This is a genomic window from Mycetohabitans rhizoxinica HKI 454, from assembly GCF_000198775.1.
Lineage (GTDB): Bacteria > Pseudomonadota > Gammaproteobacteria > Burkholderiales > Burkholderiaceae > Mycetohabitans > Mycetohabitans rhizoxinica.
Window position 1 is genome coordinate 2,268,619 of sequence record NC_014722.1, and the last position, 21,878, is coordinate 2,290,496.

At 58.0% G+C, this 21,878-nt stretch carries 25 protein-coding genes; 7 read left to right on the plus strand and 18 right to left on the minus strand.

All coding sequences use genetic code 11. The annotated features are described in order from the left end of the window. Positions 1–41 precede the first annotated feature (41 nt). From glf to RBRH_RS09915, 4 genes are all read left to right on the plus strand, one after another. Positions 42–1,193: a UDP-galactopyranose mutase gene (gene glf, locus RBRH_RS09900; RefSeq protein WP_013436095.1), complete on the plus strand. Its 1,152-nt coding sequence runs from the start codon at positions 42–44 to the stop codon at positions 1,191–1,193. Then, entirely contained in the window at positions 1,190–2,044 is an 855-nt protein-coding gene (locus tag RBRH_RS09905; RefSeq protein ID WP_013436096.1) for a glycosyltransferase, read from the plus strand. Before glf ends, RBRH_RS09905 begins: the two co-directional genes overlap by 4 nt. 520 nt (positions 2,045–2,564) lie before the next feature. Further along, the gene (locus tag RBRH_RS09910; RefSeq protein WP_065757422.1) at positions 2,565–3,281 is read left to right on the plus strand and encodes an ABC transporter permease; all 717 of its coding nucleotides are present in this window, start codon (positions 2,565–2,567) and stop codon (positions 3,279–3,281) included. Between the two features lie 14 nt (positions 3,282–3,295). Further along, positions 3,296–4,003: an ABC transporter ATP-binding protein gene (locus RBRH_RS09915; protein WP_013436098.1), complete on the plus strand. Its 708-nt coding sequence runs from the start codon at positions 3,296–3,298 to the stop codon at positions 4,001–4,003. Positions 4,004–4,265: 262 nt separating this feature from the next. Here RBRH_RS09915 and RBRH_RS20945 read toward each other — a convergent pair whose 3' ends face one another. Next, a complete protein-coding gene (locus RBRH_RS20945) occupies positions 4,266–4,394 on the minus strand; it encodes a hypothetical protein (RefSeq protein ID WP_013436099.1) in 129 nt (42 codons plus the stop codon). Positions 4,395–4,534: 140 nt separating this feature from the next. Here RBRH_RS20945 and RBRH_RS09925 point away from each other — a divergent pair, with 140 nt between their 5' ends. Then, positions 4,535–4,930, plus strand: coding sequence for a hypothetical protein (locus RBRH_RS09925; protein ID WP_013436100.1), 396 nt, complete (start codon positions 4,535–4,537; stop codon positions 4,928–4,930). 40 nt (positions 4,931–4,970) lie between these two features. On the opposite strand, the gene RBRH_RS19035 is transcribed toward RBRH_RS09925, so the two are convergent. The 7 genes from RBRH_RS19035 to RBRH_RS09955 all read right to left on the minus strand — a co-directional run bounded on the left by RBRH_RS19035 (position 4,971) and on the right by RBRH_RS09955 (position 11,820). Next, positions 4,971–5,441: a hypothetical protein gene (locus tag RBRH_RS19035; RefSeq protein WP_013436101.1), complete on the minus strand. Its 471-nt coding sequence runs from the start codon at positions 5,439–5,441 to the stop codon at positions 4,971–4,973. 72 nt (positions 5,442–5,513) lie between these two features. Then, entirely contained in the window at positions 5,514–7,343 is a 1,830-nt protein-coding gene (locus RBRH_RS09930; protein WP_013436102.1) for a glycosyltransferase family 2 protein, read from the minus strand. 470 nt (positions 7,344–7,813) lie between these two features. Continuing rightward, positions 7,814–8,752, minus strand: a complete 939-nt coding sequence (rfbD, locus tag RBRH_RS09935) for a dTDP-4-dehydrorhamnose reductase (RefSeq protein WP_013436103.1) — start codon at positions 8,750–8,752, stop codon at positions 7,814–7,816. Next, complete coding sequence (gene rfbC, locus RBRH_RS09940) at positions 8,749–9,300, minus strand: dTDP-4-dehydrorhamnose 3,5-epimerase (RefSeq protein ID WP_013436104.1); 552 nt, start codon at positions 9,298–9,300, stop codon at positions 8,749–8,751. The genes rfbD and rfbC overlap by 4 nt, the downstream gene beginning before the upstream one ends. Further along, on the minus strand, positions 9,285–10,187 hold the full coding sequence (gene rfbA, locus RBRH_RS09945) for a glucose-1-phosphate thymidylyltransferase RfbA (protein ID WP_013436105.1): 903 nt from the start codon (positions 10,185–10,187) through the stop codon (positions 9,285–9,287). The genes rfbC and rfbA overlap by 16 nt, the downstream gene beginning before the upstream one ends. Before the next feature lie 2 nt (positions 10,188–10,189). Next, positions 10,190–11,269 carry a dTDP-glucose 4,6-dehydratase gene (rfbB, locus tag RBRH_RS09950; RefSeq protein WP_013436106.1) on the minus strand — a complete coding sequence of 360 codons (1,080 nt, stop codon included), beginning with the start codon at positions 11,267–11,269 and terminating at the stop codon, positions 10,190–10,192. Positions 11,270–11,508: 239 nt separating this feature from the next. Continuing rightward, positions 11,509–11,820, minus strand: coding sequence for a hypothetical protein (locus RBRH_RS09955; protein ID WP_157864426.1), 312 nt, complete (start codon positions 11,818–11,820; stop codon positions 11,509–11,511). 510 nt (positions 11,821–12,330) lie between these two features. On the opposite strand from RBRH_RS09955, the gene RBRH_RS09965 reads away from it, so the two are divergent. Then, positions 12,331–13,197: a symmetrical bis(5'-nucleosyl)-tetraphosphatase gene (locus RBRH_RS09965; RefSeq protein ID WP_049786479.1), complete on the plus strand. Its 867-nt coding sequence runs from the start codon at positions 12,331–12,333 to the stop codon at positions 13,195–13,197. A 5-nt stretch (positions 13,198–13,202) separates the two neighbouring features. On the opposite strand, the gene RBRH_RS09970 is transcribed toward RBRH_RS09965, so the two are convergent. From RBRH_RS09970 to RBRH_RS10005, 9 genes are all read right to left on the minus strand, one after another. Further along, a complete protein-coding gene (locus tag RBRH_RS09970; RefSeq protein ID WP_013436109.1) occupies positions 13,203–14,084 on the minus strand; it encodes a lysophospholipid acyltransferase family protein in 882 nt (293 codons plus the stop codon). Then, positions 14,081–15,370 (minus strand): dihydroorotase, encoded by a 1,290-nt coding sequence (locus RBRH_RS09975; RefSeq protein ID WP_041753783.1) that lies wholly within the window; start codon positions 15,368–15,370, stop codon positions 14,081–14,083. The genes RBRH_RS09970 and RBRH_RS09975 overlap by 4 nt, the downstream gene beginning before the upstream one ends. 46 nt (positions 15,371–15,416) lie before the next feature. Beyond that, the gene (locus RBRH_RS09980; protein WP_013436111.1) at positions 15,417–16,481 is read right to left on the minus strand and encodes an aspartate carbamoyltransferase catalytic subunit; all 1,065 of its coding nucleotides are present in this window, start codon (positions 16,479–16,481) and stop codon (positions 15,417–15,419) included. A 112-nt stretch (positions 16,482–16,593) separates the two neighbouring features. Continuing rightward, on the minus strand, positions 16,594–17,106 hold the full coding sequence (gene pyrR, locus RBRH_RS09985) for a bifunctional pyr operon transcriptional regulator/uracil phosphoribosyltransferase PyrR (RefSeq protein ID WP_041754449.1): 513 nt from the start codon (positions 17,104–17,106) through the stop codon (positions 16,594–16,596). Further along, entirely contained in the window at positions 17,093–17,533 is a 441-nt protein-coding gene (gene ruvX / locus RBRH_RS09990) for a Holliday junction resolvase RuvX (RefSeq protein WP_013436114.1), read from the minus strand. Before ruvX ends, pyrR begins: the two co-directional genes overlap by 14 nt. Next, positions 17,530–18,108, minus strand: coding sequence for a YqgE/AlgH family protein (locus RBRH_RS09995; RefSeq protein ID WP_013436115.1), 579 nt, complete (start codon positions 18,106–18,108; stop codon positions 17,530–17,532). Before RBRH_RS09995 ends, ruvX begins: the two co-directional genes overlap by 4 nt. Before the next feature lie 31 nt (positions 18,109–18,139). Then, positions 18,140–18,379, minus strand: coding sequence for a hypothetical protein (locus tag RBRH_RS10000; protein WP_157864427.1), 240 nt, complete (start codon positions 18,377–18,379; stop codon positions 18,140–18,142). 134 nt (positions 18,380–18,513) lie between these two features. After that, a complete protein-coding gene (locus tag RBRH_RS20950; protein WP_269764284.1) occupies positions 18,514–18,639 on the minus strand; it encodes a hypothetical protein in 126 nt (41 codons plus the stop codon). Between the two features lie 196 nt (positions 18,640–18,835). Continuing rightward, on the minus strand, positions 18,836–19,006 hold the full coding sequence (locus tag RBRH_RS10005; RefSeq protein WP_013436118.1) for a rubredoxin: 171 nt from the start codon (positions 19,004–19,006) through the stop codon (positions 18,836–18,838). 163 nt (positions 19,007–19,169) lie between these two features. Between RBRH_RS10005 and thiD the strand changes: the two genes are divergently transcribed. After that, positions 19,170–20,033 (plus strand): bifunctional hydroxymethylpyrimidine kinase/phosphomethylpyrimidine kinase, encoded by an 864-nt coding sequence (gene thiD / locus RBRH_RS10010; protein ID WP_013436119.1) that lies wholly within the window; start codon positions 19,170–19,172, stop codon positions 20,031–20,033. 181 nt (positions 20,034–20,214) lie between these two features. Here the strand turns inward: thiD and groL are convergent, their stop codons facing one another. Continuing rightward, complete coding sequence (gene groL / locus RBRH_RS10015; protein ID WP_013436120.1) at positions 20,215–21,858, minus strand: chaperonin GroEL; 1,644 nt, start codon at positions 21,856–21,858, stop codon at positions 20,215–20,217. Positions 21,859–21,878 lie beyond the last annotated feature (20 nt).

The following is a 21,878-nucleotide window of genomic DNA, read 5'->3' on the forward strand; positions in this document are numbered from 1 at the left end:
GAAGTTTGACTCTCCCCGACAGGGGATCGAAAGATTGTTTCATGCGAAAGATTGGTATTGTAGGCGCGGGCTTCTCCGGCGCCGTAATCGCCCACCGCCTCGCCACACACGGTTACCAAGTACAAGTGTTCGACAACCGGGCGCATGTGGCAGGTAACTGTCATTCAGAACGCGATCCAGAGACGGGCGTCATGGTCCATACATACGGCCCGCATATTTTCCACACAAGCAACGAAAAAGTCTGGCGATTCGTCAACGAGTTCGACGAGTTTATGCCATTTGTAAACCGCGTAAAAGCAATTGCAAAAGGTCGAGTTTATACGTTGCCAATCAACCTTCTGACCATTAATCAATTTTTCGGCAAGACATTCTCTCCCGATGAGGCCCAGCGCTTTATCGGGTCGATTGGTGACCAATCGATCTTAGAACCCTGCAATTTTGAAGAGCAAGCTTTACGCTTCGTTGGGCGCGACCTTTATGAAGCCTTTTTTAAAGGCTACACTAAAAAGCAATGGGGTTTGGAACCATCGAAACTCACTGCAAACATCCTTAAACGCTTACCAGTAAGATTCAACTACGATGACAATTACTATAACAGCACGTTTCAAGGAATGCCGAAACACGGCTACACGTTTATCGTAGAAAAGTTGCTGGATCACGCAAACATTCGTTTGCAACTGAATGTCAAATTCGATCGTACACTTGCAGCCGGCTTCGACCACATCTTCTACAGCGGACCGATCGATGGCTGGTTCGATTACGGTGAAGGCCGACTCGGCTACCGTACTCTCGACTTCGAAGCAAGCCGGCACGATGGCGACTATCAAGGCAATGCGGTGATCAATTACTGCGACGTGGACGTGCCATGGACGCGCATTTCCGAACATAAACACTTCGCACCGTGGGAACAGCACGAACGCACTTTGATATTCAAAGAACATAGCCGATTTTGTGGGGAGAACGATGTTCCATACTATCCGATTCGTCTAGCTGACGAAAAATCCTTGCTAGCGCGTTATGTTGAACTCGCCCGTCGCGAGCACAACATCTCGTTCGTTGGCAGGCTTGGCACGTATCGTTACCTCGATATGCACGTCACGATTCAAGAGGCGCTGGAAACAGCGGATAGGTTCTTCGTTGCGCAGCAACGAGGTGAGCCAATGCCAGCGTTTGTTGTGGAGCCGTTGCAGTGAACATTGTAGCCGTCGTCGTAACGCGCGATCGTCCACAATTGCTGGCTCAAGCACTCGACGCGCTAGTCGGGCAGACCCGGCCGCCCTCTGGCATCATCGTCGTCGATAATGCTAGTGGCATGGAAACACAGCAGTTATTGGCAACTCGTAGCGATGTAAAAGTCTGCCGACTTGAACAAAATCTTGGCGGTGCAGGCGGATTCGCGGTCGGCATCGAGACCGCATTAGCAGCGGGCGCCGATTGGATCTGGTTGATGGACGATGATGCGATCGCTCGTCCGAATGCACTTGCACAACTCATCGACGTAGCCCACGACGCGCAACCGAGAACCGGCGCCGTATGTTCAGCTGTGTGGGAATTTGGCAAATTAGCTCCCCAGCATCGGCGCAATTTCGATCCAGCAACGTTGGCAGAGCCATCCGTACCATTTTCGGCTTACCAGACAAAATTTACTGGCATAGACACTGCATCATTTGTTGGCTTTCTGCTGAACGCGCACGCAGCCGTCGAGGTCGGATTGCCTCTGCATGAGTTCTTTCTCGCGTATGACGATACTGAATATTCGTTAAGACTAGGCAAACGAGGCTGGAAAGTGCTGCTAGCGCCCGGTAGTATTGTCGACCATATGCGTTCGCCGCTGGCCCGTTTGCGACATGGTCCATTTGGCATCAAGCACTACTACACCCTGCGCAATCAACTTGCGGTATTTCGTCACTATGGTCGAGCCCGGCCGTGGCGATTATGGCTACCGATGGTCCGCTACGCATACGTAGCCCTACGCGATCACAAGATCTCATCGCTTAGCCTATGGCGACGCTCCATTCGAGATAGCAGGCATCTCACAATTTAGATTGCTGAAGGACACTAGTCTGCCCTTTTGAGCGCCCCACTCCCCCGAAGCAAAATTTCGGGCATTCGGCTTTTCGGGGTACAATACGCTAGTTTCTAAAGCATCCGTCCGCACATGGGCAACCTTGGCAAACTTTAAACAGGATTTGAGTCTATTGTAGGGAACCCACCGGTACAACCTTCAGCACGTACAATCATCGGCTAGCGGGGCTGTAAAGCCATATCTAAAGCACACATCTCCTCATGACACTGTTTGGACACGCTCGACAGCGACGCGTCGAAGGCTTTGGCCGATTAATTTGCTTACGGAATGCGACGTAAAGGAGAAAATCGGAACAGCCGCAGTTGAATATAACGAGCTATTTAGCGATATCTAGCTCACGTGCATAGCGCGACGCTGGATATCCACCGCAATACAATTTCGTTTTCAATTTTTCAGCTACTGAATGTGGATTATTCGAGCGCAATAAAAGACGTCAAGGAAAGACTGCGTAAACGCACACTATGGCTAGCCCTAGGTGATGCAGGACATCCGTCAGCGTKATCGTCGCTCTATGTTGGGACCGTTGTGGTTAACGGTCAGCATGGGCGTGATGATTGCTGCAATGGGACCACTCTATGGAGCACTTTTCAGTTACGATCCAGCAAGCTTCATCCCCCACCTGACACTAGGACTAATGTTCTGGGGATTCATCTCCGGGCAGATTAATGATTTTGGCGAAGCATTTTCCGCCTCTTCTCATTATCTTCGCCAGATGAAGCTACCATTATCCATGTTTGTGTTCCGGGTTATGTATCGGCATACAATTATTCTTGCACACAATATTCTCGTATACGTGTTCATATGGGCAGTCCTTCCAGTGCACTTGAATGTCAGTTTGTTGTGCCTACCATTTGCCGCAGTTCTGGTACTAGCGAACTTGTTTTGGATTGGTTGCTTGGTTAGCATTTTCTGTACACGCTTTCGAGACATGCAACCCGTAATCAGCAACCTAATTCAGGTTATGTTCTTCCTTACCCCGATTATATGGAAGGCAGAACAGCTGCCGGAAGCAAGGCAAAATCTTCTCCATTTAAATCCATTTTTCTACCTATTGGAGCTAATGCGCGAACCATTGCTTGGCGCAATGCCCGCTGCGGCAATCTGGATTCGAGCGTCTGCAATGGCCATCGTTGGGACCGCAATTGCAGCATATATGCTGGCAAGGTATCGACATAGAGTCACATATTGGCTCTGACAAGGTTTAAATAAATGCGTATTTCACTTGAAAACGTAACGGTCCGCTTCCCGATCTATGATGCCCGAGCGCGCTCATTCAAACGCACGGTAATGGCGGCGGCAACCGGTGGTCGGTTCGTTGACAACAATCCGACAAAAAAAACTATAGTAGAAGCACTTCACGATATCAGCCTAAACATTGAAAAAGGAGAACGGGTTGCACTAATCGGTGGAAACGGTGCTGGCAAGACAACGTTACTGCGGGTACTTGCCGGTGTATATGTTCCTGAAGAAGGCACGGTAGTAGTAGAGGGACACGTGACCAGTTTGCTCGATTCTATGCTTGGAATGGACGGTGAATCGACAGGCTATGAAAATATGTATTTGCGTGGACTATTTCTTGGGTTAACGCCCCAAAAAATTGAAGCATTATCTGAAGAAATAGCCGAATTCAGCGAACTTGGTCATTTTCTGGATATGCCTGTCCGCACATATTCATCCGGCATGACACTTCGATTAGCATTTTCAATCTCAACCATCCTCAAGCCAGAGATTTTGTTGATGGACGAGTGGATGAGCGTCGGTGATGAGCACTTTAAGAAAAAGGCTGAAGAGCGGCTTGAAAAGTTCGTTGGTGATGCTGGTATCCTTGTCATTGCAACGCATGATCTCGGGCTCGTTGACAGATTAGCAACCCGTCGTGTAATTCTCGAACACGGTACGATCACTTCTATCACGTAGGAATAAGCGAGCATGTTCAAGCTCACAGCAAGTCGATTAGCAGGTTAACCGAAGAGCTTCGAAATAAGCGAGAACGTACCTACGATGTGGTAAAAAGAAACGCCAACCTTTTTATTCTGGGGCCTCATAGTACTATGGAAATGTACCAGCACCACGGTTCCGCTATACCTTGTTTCAGGCCAGGATATATCAGCACCAAGGCGGCCAAGTGTCTTCACGATGAACGGCCGGCCGTCACGCCGCCAGCCATTGACGTTGTACTTCATAGGCTACCTAGTCGGTCCCAGTCGATCAGATCGGCCAGACGAACCAACGGATGCTTCAAGTTGATCTGCTCGCGCAGCGGTTGGCGAAACAAATCTCCCTCTGGCACCGGCGTCTTCGGACCCATCCGAACCTCGTCGAAATTTGCAGGAATCTCGCCTCAATATGCCTGCCTCTTGCAAATCCCACAAACTGGAGATTGGTTGACCGACGAGGGTGTGCCCCACTCCGGTATCGAGATTCAATCCGGCTGCGGCTGCGTTCCAGATGTTGACCGCTCTGCGCAGAAAATCAGACATCTGCTGGACTGCCGGCCGCGAGGGCTTTAAGAGTCGCAGCACCAAATTGGAGATGCGTGACCGGTACAACGTTTTCCAGAATGTCGACGCAATCACGTTCGCAACTGAAACGTTGATGAAGTGCCGTGTGTCCAATTGCGCACCGTCACATGAGATCGGCGTCGTGATCTGGTCCAGCACGCGTGCACACTTGCCAAAAATACGCTTCCTCGAGCGCACCACCACGAATTCCTACAACCGTCGAAACGTTTGCCGAACTCAAAACGCCATAAAGATTCGCATCGAGTCTGGGAATGCCCATTGCTTCAAGGAAACGCCTGTCGTCGACGGAGTCGTTGCAGCGGGCGAGATAGAAGACGTGTGAATACTGTGCAGAAATATCAATGAGCTGGCTTCGATAGTCTTCAAGCGCGCACGGAGCATCGCAATGGATACTGTCGGTTGGGATGCTGGTCTGTCAGGACGACAGCAGAATTTTCAGGAATCGAATGCTGACCCAGATTTCGGTATCGAAATGAAAGCTCGAGGGATTTTGCGCTAAATTTAAGGTGTGCATCCAAAATCCTGAACGGCAATATGTGCTTAAAGATTCGTGGGCAGTTTGTTCTCATCGCAAGGATGAAGTCGTGCGCGAGAAAGCGGAACGGCGACACGCGAATGTCAACGTAAGTGACCTCGTGTGCAGTCAGCACCGCAGCAAGTCGGGAGGGAATTTCGTGACCAATCACCCATGAGCCTTGTCGAGCACGCTCGATGAGGCGCGTACCCTCGTCGTTGCAGGTAATCGTATCCGAAACGAAGCCTGTTGCACTGACGGTCGAGTCGCGGAAGATCGACAAATAGTCGAGAATCCATACTCGACGTGCGTCGGTCATGTGATCGAGACCGGTTAAAAAACCCCGCCTGACATTTCTTTGTCTCAATGAATTAAACGCGATCCGTGTCAATCATGCGTCAGCCTGTTTTCGAAGACTGAGATAAGTCCTCCAGAAAGATTCTGAGGTGATCTCCTTACCGGCAAAACGCCAGAGTCGGCGGGTTTTCGATGCGTTGATCTTCACGCTTGCGTACAATTTCGCTGCGCGTATCGCCAGTGTAAAGAACTGCTTGCGGTCCATCGAACAGAGCAAGCCCTGGTGAGTAGTTGGCTCGTAATATAGCACGGTCGGCTTGCGAAAGATGGCTTGCAGCCGCATTGAGTGAAGGGGTTCGATTGCCCAACCATCGTCGAACGCATTCGTAGCGCGGCGCATCATGAAAGACGGAAGGAGGTGGCCGTTGAGCGTCGCCATGACGAGCAGCTTGCGCAGTCGGCTATTTGCCATCTTAGGCGCAAACTTCTCGGACACGAATTGCATGGCGGAAACAGGGCGCATAAGCTGCTTTTGCGCCTTCGCCTTTGCCGCATGGAATTCGTCAGGTACGAGCTCTCGGATGAACTGCGGACCCTTTTGCGCATCATGGACACCATCGAGGAGGTTAGCCGCCCGTTCATAACGATACGTCAGCAGTGCGCCGAGGACTTGCCGGAATACATCCGTGACCGCGCGGTCATCGTTAGCGTATATGTAATTGGCGGCAAGACCGTTGCGTGCATGGTAGTACCAGCGCCAATTCGTTTCCTTCTTGTGAAACTCCTCGTGCCATACGGCAATCCCGGTGAGCGTGACCGTCGACATCTCGTTCGACAGGCGCATGCCCATTTCCACATCGTCGAAGCCGACGAAGAACGGGAACGGCATCAGCTTCTCGCGCAGTTGCGCGAGAGGATAGCAGGTGAACCACCAGCCGTAGAAGGTCGCGTACTCGGGTTCATCGTAGCGGATGACGTCTTCCTGGGAGGTCAGGTCTGCGCCACCCTTGACGCTCCAGAACCGAAGGCCACGGACGCGTGCACCGAGCTCGTGCAGCTTGCCCTTATCCTGCATGTTGAGCATACCGCCCGCGACGATCCTGTCGTCGCCGACATAATGCAGCAGATTAAACAGGCGGGCATAGGAGTCCGGTTCGACGGCGATGTCGTCGTCGCAAAACAGCACATGGGTGAAAGGATCCTGCTCCGAAAGCGCTTCGATCACGCCTCGAGCAAAGCCGCCCGCGCCGCCGTAATTCCGGTTCGGCACGATCCGGATGCCAGGCGGAGCCTCACGCTCAAGCGTCTGCCCGTTATCGACCACGATGAGTTCGATCGCGCCGGCAGGGTTAGCGCGGATGATGCGCTCGAGTAGCGCCATGCTTCGCCGGACATAAGCTTCCCGCTTGAACGTCGGCATTACCACTGCCAACCTGACCTTGCGCCGCGGCGGCTGGTCGGTCATGTATCGCACCGATTTTAGCGTGAAGCGGGGCGAGGTTGGCTGAAACTCAGGATACAGCAGCCCGCTCTTTCCTGCCAGGCCGTTCAGGTTAACGTGAACATGGCCGGAATCGATGCGCGGCAGCGCCTCGACGTCCCCAGACCACAGTAACTGACGGGGCTCGCGCCCATTGTCATGCCAAATAGTGAGCAGCGCATCGCCTTCGAATGCGATTTCGAGCGTGATTCCGTTCAATCCGCATTCACGGCACCACGTCGTGAGTGAGAAACCGCCGAAGAACGTGCTGAAATCTAATGTCCCGTCCATCTCGACCGGATCTCCCGACCAGGCTGCGCCGCTTTCGGGTCGGATACGCCAAGCGTTTCGAGGGGTTGCCCGGAAATAAAGCGCATCCGGGGCACCAACCTCGGCCGTGGACCAGACAATGTCCTGGAGGAGTTGATGGGTGTTCGCTTGCATGATGGTATCTCAGAAAACACGTTTCCGTGAGGGATAGGCTGGTAATGGACTAACCGAAGTTTACTGGTGCTCTTAGTGGGAGTGCTGTCACGATCCTGCGAGAAATTGCACTGCAACCAAGCAAATGCATTCACGGTGCTATGGAGACAGAGCTTGAGGGCAACGCGGCGTGCCAGTAATCTGGCTGGGATCCTGCAACGGGAACCGAATGCCGGTGGACAATCACTGCCAAATAGGAATGGTCGCGCTCGCACGAATAAAATCAGCCCTTGCCTGGGGGCTAGCCTCGAGTCACACTGGCGGAAATCGATGAATTGCTTTAGGGTAACCGCGTATCATACACTGTTGATGCTGTCGTTGACATTGATCGAACCCGCGCTCGCTTTGACTGATGGCGCAGTTTTCTTCCAATATAGGCTGTCCGCTCAGGGCAGGCCTTTTTGCTAAGAGAATTCCGCCTTTAAAAAACGTCAGCTGACGGGATGATCGCGGAGCCGAGCGTGGCTTTGAAGACACAACTTCAACGCCTGGTCCCATTGCGGTGACTGCAAGCCAAACACGCGCTCCAACTTACCGTTAGACAAACAAGAATTCGCAGGTCGCTCCGCTTGTGTGGGAAAGTCAGATGATGGTATCGGCATCACAGTCGGCACACGCTCCAACGCTATTGCATCAAAGATGGCTTTGGCAAAACCATGCCATGATGTCGAGCCGGCTGCGGTCAGGTGATAAAGGCCTGAGCGCTCTTGCCACCATTGTCGCGTATCATGGGCGGCTAGCGCCTGGGATACGATATGTGCGGTCAGCGTCGCAATGGTGTTGCTCCATGTTGGCGCGCCAAATTGGTCAGCCACAACCTTGATTTCGTCTCGTTCTGTTCCGAGACGCAGCATCGTCAGCAAAAAGTTTCTGCCACGCATGCCATAGACCCAGCTTGTGCGCAGGATTAGATGGTGCGCGCCGGCGCTTGCAATTGCCCGCTCTCCGGCCAGCTTGCTGAAGCCATAAACATTCTTGGGGTCAGCCTCGTCTTCTTCAACGTACGGTGAATCCTTTTCGCCGTTGAAGACATAGTCCGTCGAATAGTGGATCATCGCAGCCCCCACCCGCCTCGCTTCCTCAGCCAACACACCAGGGGCCTTCGCATTGACCTGCATTGCTAAATCGGGATTGCTTTGCGCAGCATCGACTGCCGTGTAAGCCGCTGGATTCACAATCACGGTGGGTTTGATCGCGCGTATGACGGCACGCATTTGATTTGGTTCGGTCAAGTCAAAAGTGGCCCTATCAACAGCGACCACTTTGCCCAAGCCCTGCATTGTGCGAACCAATTCAGAGCCAATCTGCCCCGTCACACCTGTCACCAGAATCGTCGCTTCGCTGCGACGTTTCCGCTCAACGACCGTCATGCATACAGCTCCGCTTCACTCAACTGCTTACCACCGGCATCTTTTGCAGCAACAACAGGATCGCCTTGTAGCGGCCATTCGATTCCCAGTTCCGGGTCGTTCCATAAAATACTGCGCTCGAACTCGGGAAACCAGTAATCAGTGGTTTTGTACAAAAATTCGGCACTGTCGGACAACGTCAGAAAGCCATGAGCAAATCCGGGCGGCACCCATAGCTGCCGCCGATTCGCAGCGGACAAATACACGCCAACCCATTGACCAAAGTGGGGAGAACTTCGTCGAATATCGACTGCGACATCGAAGACTTCTCCATGCACGACGCGCACAAGCTTACCCTGCGCATGCTCAATCTGGTAGTGCAGTCCGCGCAAGACGCCTTTCGCCGAGCGCGAGTGATTATCCTGGACGAAAACTGCATTGGCATCAACCAGTCGTGCAAAATCGCGTGCATTGAAGCTTTCAAATAAAAAGCCCCTCGCGTCATCAAACACTTGCGGCTCGATGAGCTTAACGTCGGGCAGCGAAGTAGGAATTACCTGGATTGCCATGCGATCTGATCTGTCAATATTGTTTGCAAATATTTGCCATACTGGCTGTTCGCAAGGGGCGCTGCAAGCTTGCGCAACTGGTCTGCACCAATCCATCCAAGGCGGTACGCGACTTCTTCGGGACACGCGACAACAAGTCCCTGACGCTTTTGAAGCGTCGCGATGAACGTCGCCGCGTCAATGAGCGAGTCGTGTGTTCCCGTATCAAGCCACGCAAAGCCACGTCCCATAACTTCAACATTGAGCTTGCCAGCGCTGAGATACGCGCAATTCACATCGGTAATTTCGAGCTCGCCGCGCGCCGAAGGCCTAATCGATGCTGCAATATCACAGACATTGTTATCATAGAAATATAATCCTGTGACAGCATAGTGGGAGCGAGGCTTAGCCGGCTTCTCTTCGATCGACAACGCACGAAAGTTGTTATCAAAGTCCACGACACCATAGCGCTCTGGGTCGTGTACATGATACGCGAATACAGTGGCCCCCTCCTGCTGCGCATTAGCACGATCCAATTGCTTCACCAAATCGTGACCATAGAAGATGTTGTCACCCAGAATAAGCGTCGAAGCATCGTTGCCGATGAAGTGTCGTCCGATAATGAATGCCTGAGCTACACCGTCGGGGGAAGGTTGCACTGCATACTGTATGTTCATCCCCCACTGCCCACCATCTCCCAGCATAACCTCGAAGCGCGGTATGTCATCGGGTGTAGAAATCAGGAGTACGTCTCGAATTCCGGCCATCATCAGCGTCGACAGCGGATAATAAACCATCGGCTTATCGTACACCGGCAGCAATTGCTTGGAAGTCGATAGCGTAATAGGATAAAGCCGCGTACCCGATCCGCCGGCAAGAATGATTCCCTTACGTGTATTTCTCGCCATGCTTAACGACCTCGACCATCACGCGCATTGAAAGTGTAGTGAACTGCGCCCCACTGGCGGTACTCGCCGGACTGCACTTCGTTAACCCAGTCCTGGTTATCGAGATACCACTGAACTGTTTTTTTCAGACCGCTCTCGAATGTCTCTGCGGGTTTCCAGCCGAGTTCGCGCTCAATCTTACGCGCGTCGATTGCATATCTGCGATCGTGGCCTGGACGATCCGCGACGAAGGCAATCAGATCACGATACGAACCACTGGCTTTGGGTTTGAGCGCATCGAGCAGGTCGCACACCGATTGCACGACTTCAATATTTGTCTTTTCGTTCCAACCGCCGACATTGTATGTTTGGCCAGGTTCGCCGTAGAAAAGCACCTTGCGTATTGCCGAGCAGTGATCGCGCACGTACAGCCAGTCACGCACGTTTTGCCCGTCGCCATAAATGGGAAGTGGCTTGCCCGCCAATGCGCTAACGATCGTCAACGGGATCAGTTTTTCCGGAAATTGATAAGGCCCGTAGTTGTTCGAGCAATGTGTCGTGACAGTGGGTAAGCCGTACGTGTGATGATATGCACGAACGAGATGGTCCGACGCGGCCTTAGTCGCCGAATACGGACTGTTCGGTGCATACGGCGCCGTCTCGCAGAATTGCGGATCATCCGGCGACAATGAACCGAAGACCTCGTCGGTTGATACGTGCAGAAAACGGAATGCAGTTTTCGCATCGGCACTCAGGCCGCTCCAATACGCACGGGCTGCCTCAAGCAGGGTAAAGGTACCAACCACATTAGTTTGTACAAACGCTGCTGGACCATGAATAGAGCGGTCTACATGACTTTCCGCAGCAAAATGGACCACCGCGCGCGGCGCGTGTCGCGCAAACAAGGCATCCAATGCAGACCGATCACTAATGTCGACGCGCGCCAACCAATGCAACGGGTTACCTTCAAGTGACTTTAGCGTGCGAAGATTGCCGGCATACGTTAGGTTGTCCACATTGAGCACCGCCTCTTCGCTGCGTTGCAGCCAGTCGAGAACGAAATTACCGCCAATGAAGCCGGCGCCTCCCGTTACAAGAATCATTGAACTACCTTCGGTCTAGATGCCAACGGATGTGCACGAGCCCGCTACCCCTATCGCGGCTTGGGCCGAATCAGTGCACGAAAACAAGTATTTAAAAGTAAATTATAAAGGAGGAGCTGACAGCCCCCATCGGGCCGACTGTACGCCCATGGCCGTGAAGCATGCGTCGGAGCGTCAACGAGAGCAGCAACACCATGCCAAACGATGCCGCGCCAAGGTCCCCACAAGCCGTTCGGCAATCATGCGCCGCTGCTGTGAATCTCTGCTAGCGCAGTCGCGCTCGAGCGGACCACGTCGCCCAGCGTCGCGCACAGTGGGTCACGCATCACACGATACAGCATTTCTGCATCGATCGAAGGGGTACCGGCAATCATCATCGAGTCTCTCATCGCTATTCGTCTAGTCTGCCCGTGCGTCAGCGAAAAGCGCTTGGGCCCGTTGCCGTTCGCGACCGCTTTGAGCACGTCCTTTAACGCGGCCCTCTCCAGCTCACTGGGCACTGACATCGACGACGTATAGTTGCCGTTGCCGCATGGGAAACGCGTCGCCATGCGGGCGCCACTACAGCCGCGAGGCTTGGCACGCCTGTGATGCGGCCCGTCAACGCACGCAGTTGCTGCGCATCGAGTTGCGCGGCAAATTCCTCGGCCAGCGCGTGGAGAAATCCCCGCCATTGGCGCGAACATTGTTGACCTGGGAAACATTGCTAATCTGCGTTGTATTGCAGGGCCCGCTGCGTTTCGTCTGTCATTATCCATCCCCGAGAAAGTGTGAAGCAGCACGCGCGGTTGCTGGCTGACGCGAGGCGTCCAGCCATAAAGCAAGGGCGCCGGCGCCCCGCTTGAGCGACACAGAAAAATGCGAATGCCGATACTATTGCAGCCCGTGATCTTTTATTGACGCTCTAAGGGCACAGGCGAGATGCTAGTGCACGATATTGAGCACTTGAGAATTTTTAACATACTCTAAAAAACGAGCGCCGAATGGATGTTCTGGCGCCTATTCAGCCGACCCTTATGAAGTCATTTACACGCATTTTGAAATCGCTGCCGACCAACTACATGGTCGAACCGGACGCCGTAGCCAGCCCCGGCCACAACGCCGCCGCCCCCCCACCGATCGGCATCGGCGACGTCCAGGGTTGCTGCAACGCGTTGGATCGGCTGCTCGACAAGCTAGGTCCGTCGGCCGATACACAACTGTGGTTCGCCGGCGACCTAGTCAACCGTGGCCCCACGTCGCTTGCAGCACTACGCCGCATCATCGGACTCGGCGATCGTGCCGTGGCCGTGCTCGGCAACCATGACCTTCACTTATTGGCGATCGCGGCTGGCGTGCATCGCCCCAAGCGTGGCGATACGCTCGATGACATCCTCGCCGCGCCGGACGCCGCCGACTTGATCGACTGGCTGCGGCATCGACCGCTCGCGCACTACGACGGGCAGCGGTTGCTCGTGCATGCCGGCGTGCTGCCGCAATGGGATGCCCGCGTCGCGCTCGAGCTGGCGCGCGAGATTGAAACGCAACTGCGGGGCGACGCTTGGAAAGCGTTCCTGCAGTCGCTGTGGGGCAACGAGCCGGACACGTGGCGCGATACGCTGCAAGGCGACGCGCGTTCACGCGTGATCATCAATGCAATGACACGCCTGCGCTTTTGCAACGCGCACGGACGGATGGAATTTGGCGCAAACGGCAGCCCGAATGCCGCACCGGTTGGATTCATGCCATGGTTCGATGTGCCGCAGCGCCGCAGCGCCGACACGCTGGTGGTGTTCGGCCACTGGGCGGCGCTCGGCCTGGTGGTGCGCGACGACGTGATCGCGCTGGACTCGGGCTGTGTCTGGGGAGGAAAGCTGTCCGCCGTACGATTGGACGCCGATCCACGGCGCCGGACCGTGATCCAAATCGACTGCGACAAGCAACGCTGAGGCGTTCAGATCGCGGCGCGGTCCGGCTCTTCGCCCAACGTCGGAGCGGCGGGCGACGCCGAATCGCACGATCGCGCGTCACCCTGCCGTTTCGCATACGTCGGCGCCTGCGCCAGCACCGGCCGCATCAGCGGTGGCTTTACACGCTGCTGCAACTCGCTCAGCGCATCGCTCACCACGCGTTGCGCATCACGCGCCACGACCCGTCGCTGCGTCCCCGCCTCGAGCGCGGCGCCGATGTACAGGTGCACGGTCAACGGCCCGTGGCGCAATAGCGCGCCCAACGATTGCCCAAGCGTGATGTCGCCCACATACGCGGGCGCGGTGGACTGGCACCCATGCGCATCCTCGTACATCAGGCAAATCGGTTGGACCGGCGCACCGGCCGACACCGCAGCTTGGAACAGGTTCGCATGAAAAGGCAGCACCTCAACACCGTCGGACGTCGTGCCCTCCGGAAACACGCAGATCGGCCGCCCGCTTTGAAGTCGCTGCGCCAGTTCGTGCATGATCCGCTTTGCGTCGCTGCGCTTGTCGCGCTGCACAAATGCGGTATCGAGCTTGGCGGCCAGCCAGCCGACCACCGGCCAAGCGCGCACCTCCGCCTTGGAGACGAACGGTGTCGGCCGCCAGGCATTGATTACATAGATGTCGAGCCACGAGACGTGATTGCCGACCACCATTGTGCCTGCGTCAACGCGACGCTCGTCATGGTGTACGACGAGCCGCACGCCGGCAAGCGCGAGAAAGCGCAGGCTCCACTGTCGCGTCAATGCCCGGCGGCCGTCATCGTCGGTGCGCGAAAAGCGCGTCGCGACCGTCCATGCGCCATGTAGCACGTGCGCGACGAGCCGTGCCTTGCGCCATGCGACTGATAACCGGTTCACGCCTGCCGGAGTCCGCTGTCGTACGCGACGCGCCCCGCGACGATCGTAGCGCGCACCCGCGCCGGCAATTCGTAGCCCAGGAACGGCGTATTGTGGCCTTGGCTTTTCAGCGCCCGCGGCTCAACATGCCAATGCGCGGCGGGATCGAACATACACAGGTCCGCAGTGACGCCGGGCTCGAGCCTGCCCGCCGGCAACCCGAGCAACCCAGCCGGCGCACAGGTGACCTTGGTCAGCGCGTATGCCAGCGACCGCTTCTCCTCAGCCGCCCACTTGAGCGTCAACGAGAGCAGCAACTCCAGTCCGGTCGCCCCGGGCGACGCCTCACCGAAGGGCCGCAGCTTTTCATCGTCGTCCACAGGCGTATGATCCGAGCAGATCGCATCGATGGTGCCGTCAGCGAGCGCCGCGCGGATTGCATCACGGTCGCGGTGCGAGCGCAGCGGCGGATCGACGCGGAACTGAGCGTCAAAGTAGCCGATGTCCACGTCGATCAAGTGAACGTGATTGATTGTGACGTCGCACGTGACCGGCAGCCCTTCGCGCTTGGCCGCGCGCACCAACTCGAGGCCTGCCGCCGACGACAAGTGTTGCAGATGAACCCGCGCGCCCGTCGCGCGCATCAGCTCGAAGATCGTATGCAACGCAATCGTCTCGGCGGCCACCGGCACCGCCGACAGCCCGAGCCGCGACGCGACCGGTCCGCTGGCGGCGACACCACCTCGGCCCAGGTACGGGTCCTGCGGCCGCAACCAGACCGTGTAGCCGAACGTGTTCGCGTATTGCAGCGCCCGCAGCAGCACCGTAGTATCGACGATCGGCCGTTCCGCCTGCGTGAAGCCGACGCATCCCGCCTCGGTCAACTCGGCCATCTCGGTGATCACCTCACCCTTCAGGCCCACCGTCAATGCCCCGAGCGGATACACATGGACTTGGTCCAAATTGCGGGCACGGAACTTCAACATCTCGACCAGCCCCGGCTCGTCCAGCGGCGGGTCAGTATCGGGCGGGCACACGAGGCTAGTCACGCCGCCGGCTAGCGCCGCGGCCATCTCGGACTCCAGCGTCGCGCGATACTCGTATCCCGGCTCGCGCAGCCGCGCGCACAAATCGACCAGTCCCGGGGCGATCGCCAGCCCCGTGGCATCGAGGGTTTGCGCATCGTGCAATGGCGCCGTGGCGGCGCCGATCGAGACGATGCGGCCATCGGCGATCCAGATGTCCGCCTGCTGCTCGGTGCCCGCCGCCGGGTCGATAACGCGACCACCCTTAATATGAATCTTCATGCTCGTAGACATGCTCTCGAATGCTTGCCGCTGTGTTTGCTGCGTTTCAGTCGTTGTTACCCGCGACGATGCCCATCACCGCCATGCGCACCGCGATACCGAACGTGACCTGGTTTAAAATCACGGCCTGCGGGCCGTCCGCGACGCTTGATTCAATCTCGACGCCGCGGTTCATCGGTCCCGGATGCATGACGATCGCATCGGGCTTGGCGTACGCGAGCCGCTCCGATGTCAGGCCCCACGTCTTGAAGTACTCCTGCGCCGACGGCAACAATGCGCCACTCATGCGCTCGTTCTGCAGACGCAGCATGATGATCACGTCAACGTCGCGCAAGCCCTGCTGCATGTCGTGGAAAACGCGCACGCCAAGGTGCTCCAGCCCACCGGGTAGCAGCGTGCGGGGTCCGATCGCGCGGATCTCAGGCACACCCAGCGTGGTCAGCGCATGGATATCGGAGCGCGCGACGCGCGAATGAAGGATGTCGCCGACGATGGCCACCCGCAGTTGCGTGAAATCGCGCTTGTAGTGGCGAATCGTGTACATGTCCAACAGCCCCTGCGTCGGGTGCGCGTGGCGACCGTCTCCGGCATTGATCACACGCACGTGCGGTGCGCAGTGCTGCGCGATCAGGTACGGCGCACCGCTTTGCGCATGCCGCACGACGAACATGTCCGCATGCATCGCCGACAGGTTGTTGATCGTGTCCAGCAGCGACTCACCCTTGCTCGTCGATGACGCATTGATGTTCAAATTCAGCACGTCTGCGGACAGCCGCTTCGCGGCGATCTCGAACGTCGTGCGTGTGCGCGTCGAATTCTCGAAGAACAGGTTAAACACCGATTTACCGCGCAATAACGGCACCTTTTTGACATCGCGGTCCGTCACGCTGACGAACTGGGCCGCGGTATCCAAGATATGCGTGACCACCGCGCGGGGCAGGCCCTCGATCGTCAGCAGATGCTTGAGCTCGCCATGCCGATTCAATTGCGGGTGGCCGCGCAGGAAACCCGGGCAGAATGCGCCGGGTGCTGGCGCGGCGGGGCGCTGCCCATCAGCGTGCGGCGCGGCGGTGCGCGTCGGTTCGGCGGGCTCTGGAGTAGCGGTATTCATGGATAGCGCGGTTCGATCATGAACGGGGTGACAGCCGCGTAGCCGTCACCGGATGAAATAAGCAATGCAACACTAGCCAACGCGCGGTACGCCCATAGGCGCGACGCTGTCGTCACCACGCTCGCGCTTCGGTGACGAACGCCAGCGCGCCGTGGCTGTCACGCCGCAACACGAGCGTCTCGGTCGCCGGCACGTCGAGCACCGCGCCAGCGAAGCGCGCGGCAATCGGCAACTCACGGCCGCCGCGGTCGACCAGCACGGCCAACTCAACGCACGCCGGGCGGCCGTAATCGTACAGCTCGTTGATCGCGGCACGGATCGTGCGCCCGGTGAACAACACGTCATCCACCAACACGATGCGCATGCCATCGACGCCGAACGGCAACGACGTGGGCTGCGCCTGGCTGTGCAGGCCTTTTTTCGCATAGTCATCGCGGTGCAGCGCGACATTGACGACGCCAAAAGAGGCCGCGCCCAGGTCTTGGGCAAGCCGTTCGGCAATCCACGCGCCGCCGCTATAGATCCCCGCCAGCGCGGTTGTGCCCGAGCGTATCGCATCGCCCAACGCAGCCTGCAACGGGTCGCGCATCGCGCGATACAACTGTTCCGCGTCAATCGACGCAATGGCGGCACTCATCATCGGCTCTCGGATAGCTCTGTTCGTCAAAATACTGCTGAAGAATGATGCAGGCGGCCTGTGCGTCCACGACGGCACCACGCGCGCCTGCCGCTTCGGCCGCAACCGACGAATAGCGCTCGTCGACCCAGGTCACCGGCAGGTTGAAGCGCCCATTAAGTTGATTGCCGAAACGCCGCGCCTGCCGCGTCATCTCGTGCGGTGCGCCATCGGGATGCACTGGTAGCCCGACGACCAGCCGCAGCGGCTGCCATTGGCCGATCAACTCGCCCACCGCGGCGAAACGGTATTCGCGATTGCGGTTTTCGACGGTCGTGAGTGCCCGAGCGCAGCGAGTCAGCGTGTTGCCAATCGCCACGCCGATGCGCTTGTGTCCGTAGTCGAACGCGAGCAGCGTGGCCGCCGCCGTACTCATGCGTGGCCTGCCTCGCCGGAGAGCATCGTCGATGAGATGCCCAGCAGCGCGAGCGCCGCGTCGAAACGTTGCTCGGCCGGCACGTCAAACACGATCTTCGGATCCGCCTCGACGGTCAGCCAGCCATTCTTCGAAATCTCGTCCTCCAGCTGCCCCGCGCCCCAGCCAGCATGCCCAAGCGTCAGCAAGAAGCGCTTGGGCCCGTTGCCGTTCGCGACCGCTTCGAGCACGTCCTTCGACGTGGTCATTTCCAGCCCGCTGGGCACCGACATCGACGACGTATAGTTGCCGCTGCCAACCGGCTCATGCAGCACAAAGCCGCGCTCGGTCTGCACCGGCCCGCCGAAATAGACGGGTACGTGCAACAGCGGCTCGATCTCTAGCTTCAGATCGATGCGAGAAAACAGCGCCTGCAGATCGATATCGGTCGGTCTGTTGATCACCAGCCCGAACGCGCCGCGCTCGCTGTGATCGCAGAGGTACACCACCGTTCCGGAAAAAGTGGGATCAGCCATGCTTGGCATGGCGATCAGGAACTGGTTGGTCAGGTTGATGCGATCAGTGGTCTTTGACATGTTTCAGATTTTAGCAAAGACCCGGGGGTCCCTAGCGACTTCGATGATGGCACTTTGCCGACTCCACTATAGCCCGGCCACGCGCCGGCCTGCCTTCGATTGCACTGTCCAGGTCGAACAGCACGGCAGCTGGATCGGGCAGCGGAATGCCGACGGCAATCTGGTACAACCGCCGCTTGAGCGTCTCGCCCGTTCCCCGCACAGCCCAGCGCGTACGTTGCCACGCCGCCTCGAGCGTGGCGCGCACCAATCCGGACGGTGCATAGCTCATGCTGCGCGCGTGCTGCGCAAGCAGCAAGTCCAATCGTGCAATCACACGCTTGGCATGGGCCTGCGCAACGTCGCTGCCATCCTGCCGCAGTCGAAACGCGGGCAGCGCAACGCACCGGCGGCCAGCCAGCCGTCTTAAGGGTCTGGAACTTTCAACTCCATGACGCCATCCTGCAGCTCGTTCAGGCAGCCGCCGACCTGCTCGAGCAACGCCGGCGCGTCGTCAGCATGGGCTCGCAGCACCGGCATCAGCACTAGCACCAGCAAACAGCGCGTGGCTCACACCGCACGCGCAGGAGCAACCACGCCTCCAGGCGGCTGATCGGATGCAGAACGGCCGCCGACATCGGTCGTGCAACCAGGACGAGGTTATCGAGCGACAGCGGGGACTCCATGCCCCCAATCGATGCGCGTGCACACCACTCGCTATCGATGCAACGTGTTGGCGCTCGGCGGTTCAGATTTGGACCATTTCGAAATCTTCCTTCCGTGCACCGCACTCGGGGCACGTCCAGTTGATCGGGACATCCTCCCAACGCGTGCCGGGCGGGATCCCCTCTTCCGGAAGACCAGCTTCTTCGTCGTAGATCCAACCGCAAATCAGGCACATCCAGCTCTTGTATTCCATCTTGTTGCCGCGTCGAATGAGTGATCCGTTACAATGAAAGGCACGATGGTACCTTGTCGCCGCGTCGCTGCCTAGCAACGGTTATGCAGCGCGGCCGGCCGATTCGAAAACGCGGGTTCATGCCGCAGCCTTCGCCATCCCCCTGTAACGCTTCACGCCTTCCATGTCCAGCGACACCCCTCCAATTGTTCTTACCTTTGGCCTGTCGGACCCGACCGGCGCATCCGGCCTGCAGGCCGACCTGCTCACGCTGGCCAGCATCGGCTGCCATGGGGTGTCGGTGTTGACCGGCTATGCGGTGCGCGATTCGGCGGCCGCCGGCGACGTGACCGGCCTGGACCCCGAGGCGGTCGCGTCGCAAGCCCGGATGCTGCTCGAGGACATGCCAGTTGCCGCCTTTAAAGTCGGCGCGACAACACGGGCCGAAATTGTCAGCGCAATTGCGGAAGTTGTTGCAGATTATGACGATCTGCCGCTGATCCTGGTTCCGGACTTCACGCTCGATGAGCAGCATGTGTTGGCCGGCGACGAGTTGCGCGAGTCGATCGCGGAACTGCTCGCGCCACAGACGACGTTGCTGATCGCAGACCCGGCGACGCTCATGCAGTTGGCGCAGCCGGATGCCGATGCCGATCCGATCACGCTCGACAGTGCCATCGCCCACCTGCTCGAGCAGGGCTGTGAATACGTGTTGTGTACCGACGCGCGGCCTTCGCAACTGCTCAACACGTTGTTCAGCGAAGAAGGTCAGGTCCGTCAGGATGCATGGGACCGCGGCAGCGAGCGGCTGATTGGGCTTGCCGATACGCTGGGCGCTGCGATTACGGCACTGCTCGCCAATGGTCAAGACCCGGGCGAGGCAGTGCGCGAGGCGCAGGAGTACGTGCACCAGGCCATCAAGCACGCCTATCGACCGGGCATGGGCGGATACATGCTGGACCGCTTCTTCTGGGCCCGCACCACAGACGAAGGTCAAAGTCCGCCGGCTGCGAAGCCGAACACGCCCGCCGGCGCGTTGCGTCATTGACCTGAGCCCCGCTAACATTCACGCGAGACAAGACACCGCTCTGTGTTGGTCACCGTGACCGGTAGCGGGCAGCAGCAGTCGGCGCACTATAAAAAAACCCGCAGCGATGCGGGTTTTTTTATAGTCGGGCGAGCGGCGCCCGCCACGGGGCGCCGCTCGGACTCCATCCGGCGAGCCGAATTTACATGTCCATGCCCATGCCACCCATGCCGCCCGGCATGCCGGCCGGTGCCGGTGCGTCTTCCTTCGGCAGCTCGCACACCGCCGCATCAGTCGTCAGCAGCAGACCAGCAACGGACGCCGCGTTTTGCAGCGCGGTGCGCGTGACCTTCGTCGGATCGACCACGCCGGCCTCGACCAGGTCGCCGTACTCGCCGCTCGCTGCGTTGTAGCCGTAGTTGCCCTTGCCGGCCGCCACAGCCGCGACCACCACGCTGGCCTCTTCACCGCCGTTCGCCACGATCTGGCGCAGCGGCTCTTCCATCGCACGCAGCACGATCTTGATACCGGCCTCTTGGTCGGCGTTCTCGCCCTTGACGCTGGCGATCGCAGTGCGGGCACGGATCAGCGCGACGCCACCGCCCGGCACGATGCCTTCTTCAACGGCGGCACGCGTGGCGTGCAGCGCGTCTTCGACACGCGCCTTCTTTTCCTTCATTTCGACTTCGGTGGCCGCGCCGACCTTGATCACTGCCACGCCGCCCGCGAGCTTCGCGACACGCTCTTGCAGCTTTTCGCGATCGTAGTCCGACGTCGCTTCTTCGATTTGCGTGCGGATCTGCTTCACACGCGCCTCGATGTTCTTCGCTTCGCCCGCGCCGTCGATGATCGTCGTGTTTTCCTTCGCGACTTCGATCCGTTTGGCTTGGCCCAGCTCCTGCAGCGTAGCCTTTTCCAGCGACAGGCCGGTTTCCTCGGCGATGACCTGGCCACCGGTCAGGATCGCGATGTCCTCGAGCATCGCCTTACGACGATCGCCGAAGCCAGGCGCCTTGACCGCGACGGTCTTCAGGATGCCGCGGATGTTGTTCACCACCAGCGTCGCAAGCGCTTCGCCTTCGACGTCTTCCGCGATGATCAGCAGCGGGCGGCTGGCCTTGGCCACTTGTTCGAGCACCGGCAGCAGGTCGCGGATGTTCGAGATCTTCTTGTCATGCAGCAGCACGTACGGGTTCTCGAGGACGGCGACTTGCTTGTCCGGGTTGTTGATGAAGTACGGCGACAGGTAGCCGCGGTCAAATTGCATGCCTTCGACGACTTCGAGTTCGTCGGCGAGCGACTTGCCGTCTTCAACGGTGATCACACCTTCCTTGCCGACTTTGTCCATCGCTTCAGCGATGCGCTCGCCGATCGACGTGTCGCTATTGGCCGAGATCGAGCCGACTTGCGCGATTTCCTTGCTCGTCGTGCACGGCTTGCTGATTTTGCGCAGCTCGTCGACTGCGGCGGCAACCGCCTTGTCGATACCACGCTTCAGGTCCATCGGGTTCATGCCCGAGGCGACATACTTCATACCTTCGCGCAACGATCGATTGCGCGATGCAACGGTCGCCGTCGTCGTACCGTCACCGGCGTTATCGCTGGTCTTGGAAGCCACTTCCTTGACCATTTGCGCGCCCATGTTCTGCAGCTTGTCCTTCAGCTCGATTTCCTTCGCGACGGACACACCGTCCTTGGTCACCGTCGGGCCGCCGAAGCTGCGCTCGAGCACGACATTGCGGCCCTTCGGGCCGAGCGTCACCTTCACTGCGTTGGCGAGAATGTTCACGCCCTCGACCATCTTCGCACGGGCGGAATCGCTAAACACAACGTCTTTAGCTGCCATCTTCTAACTCCTTGAAATCT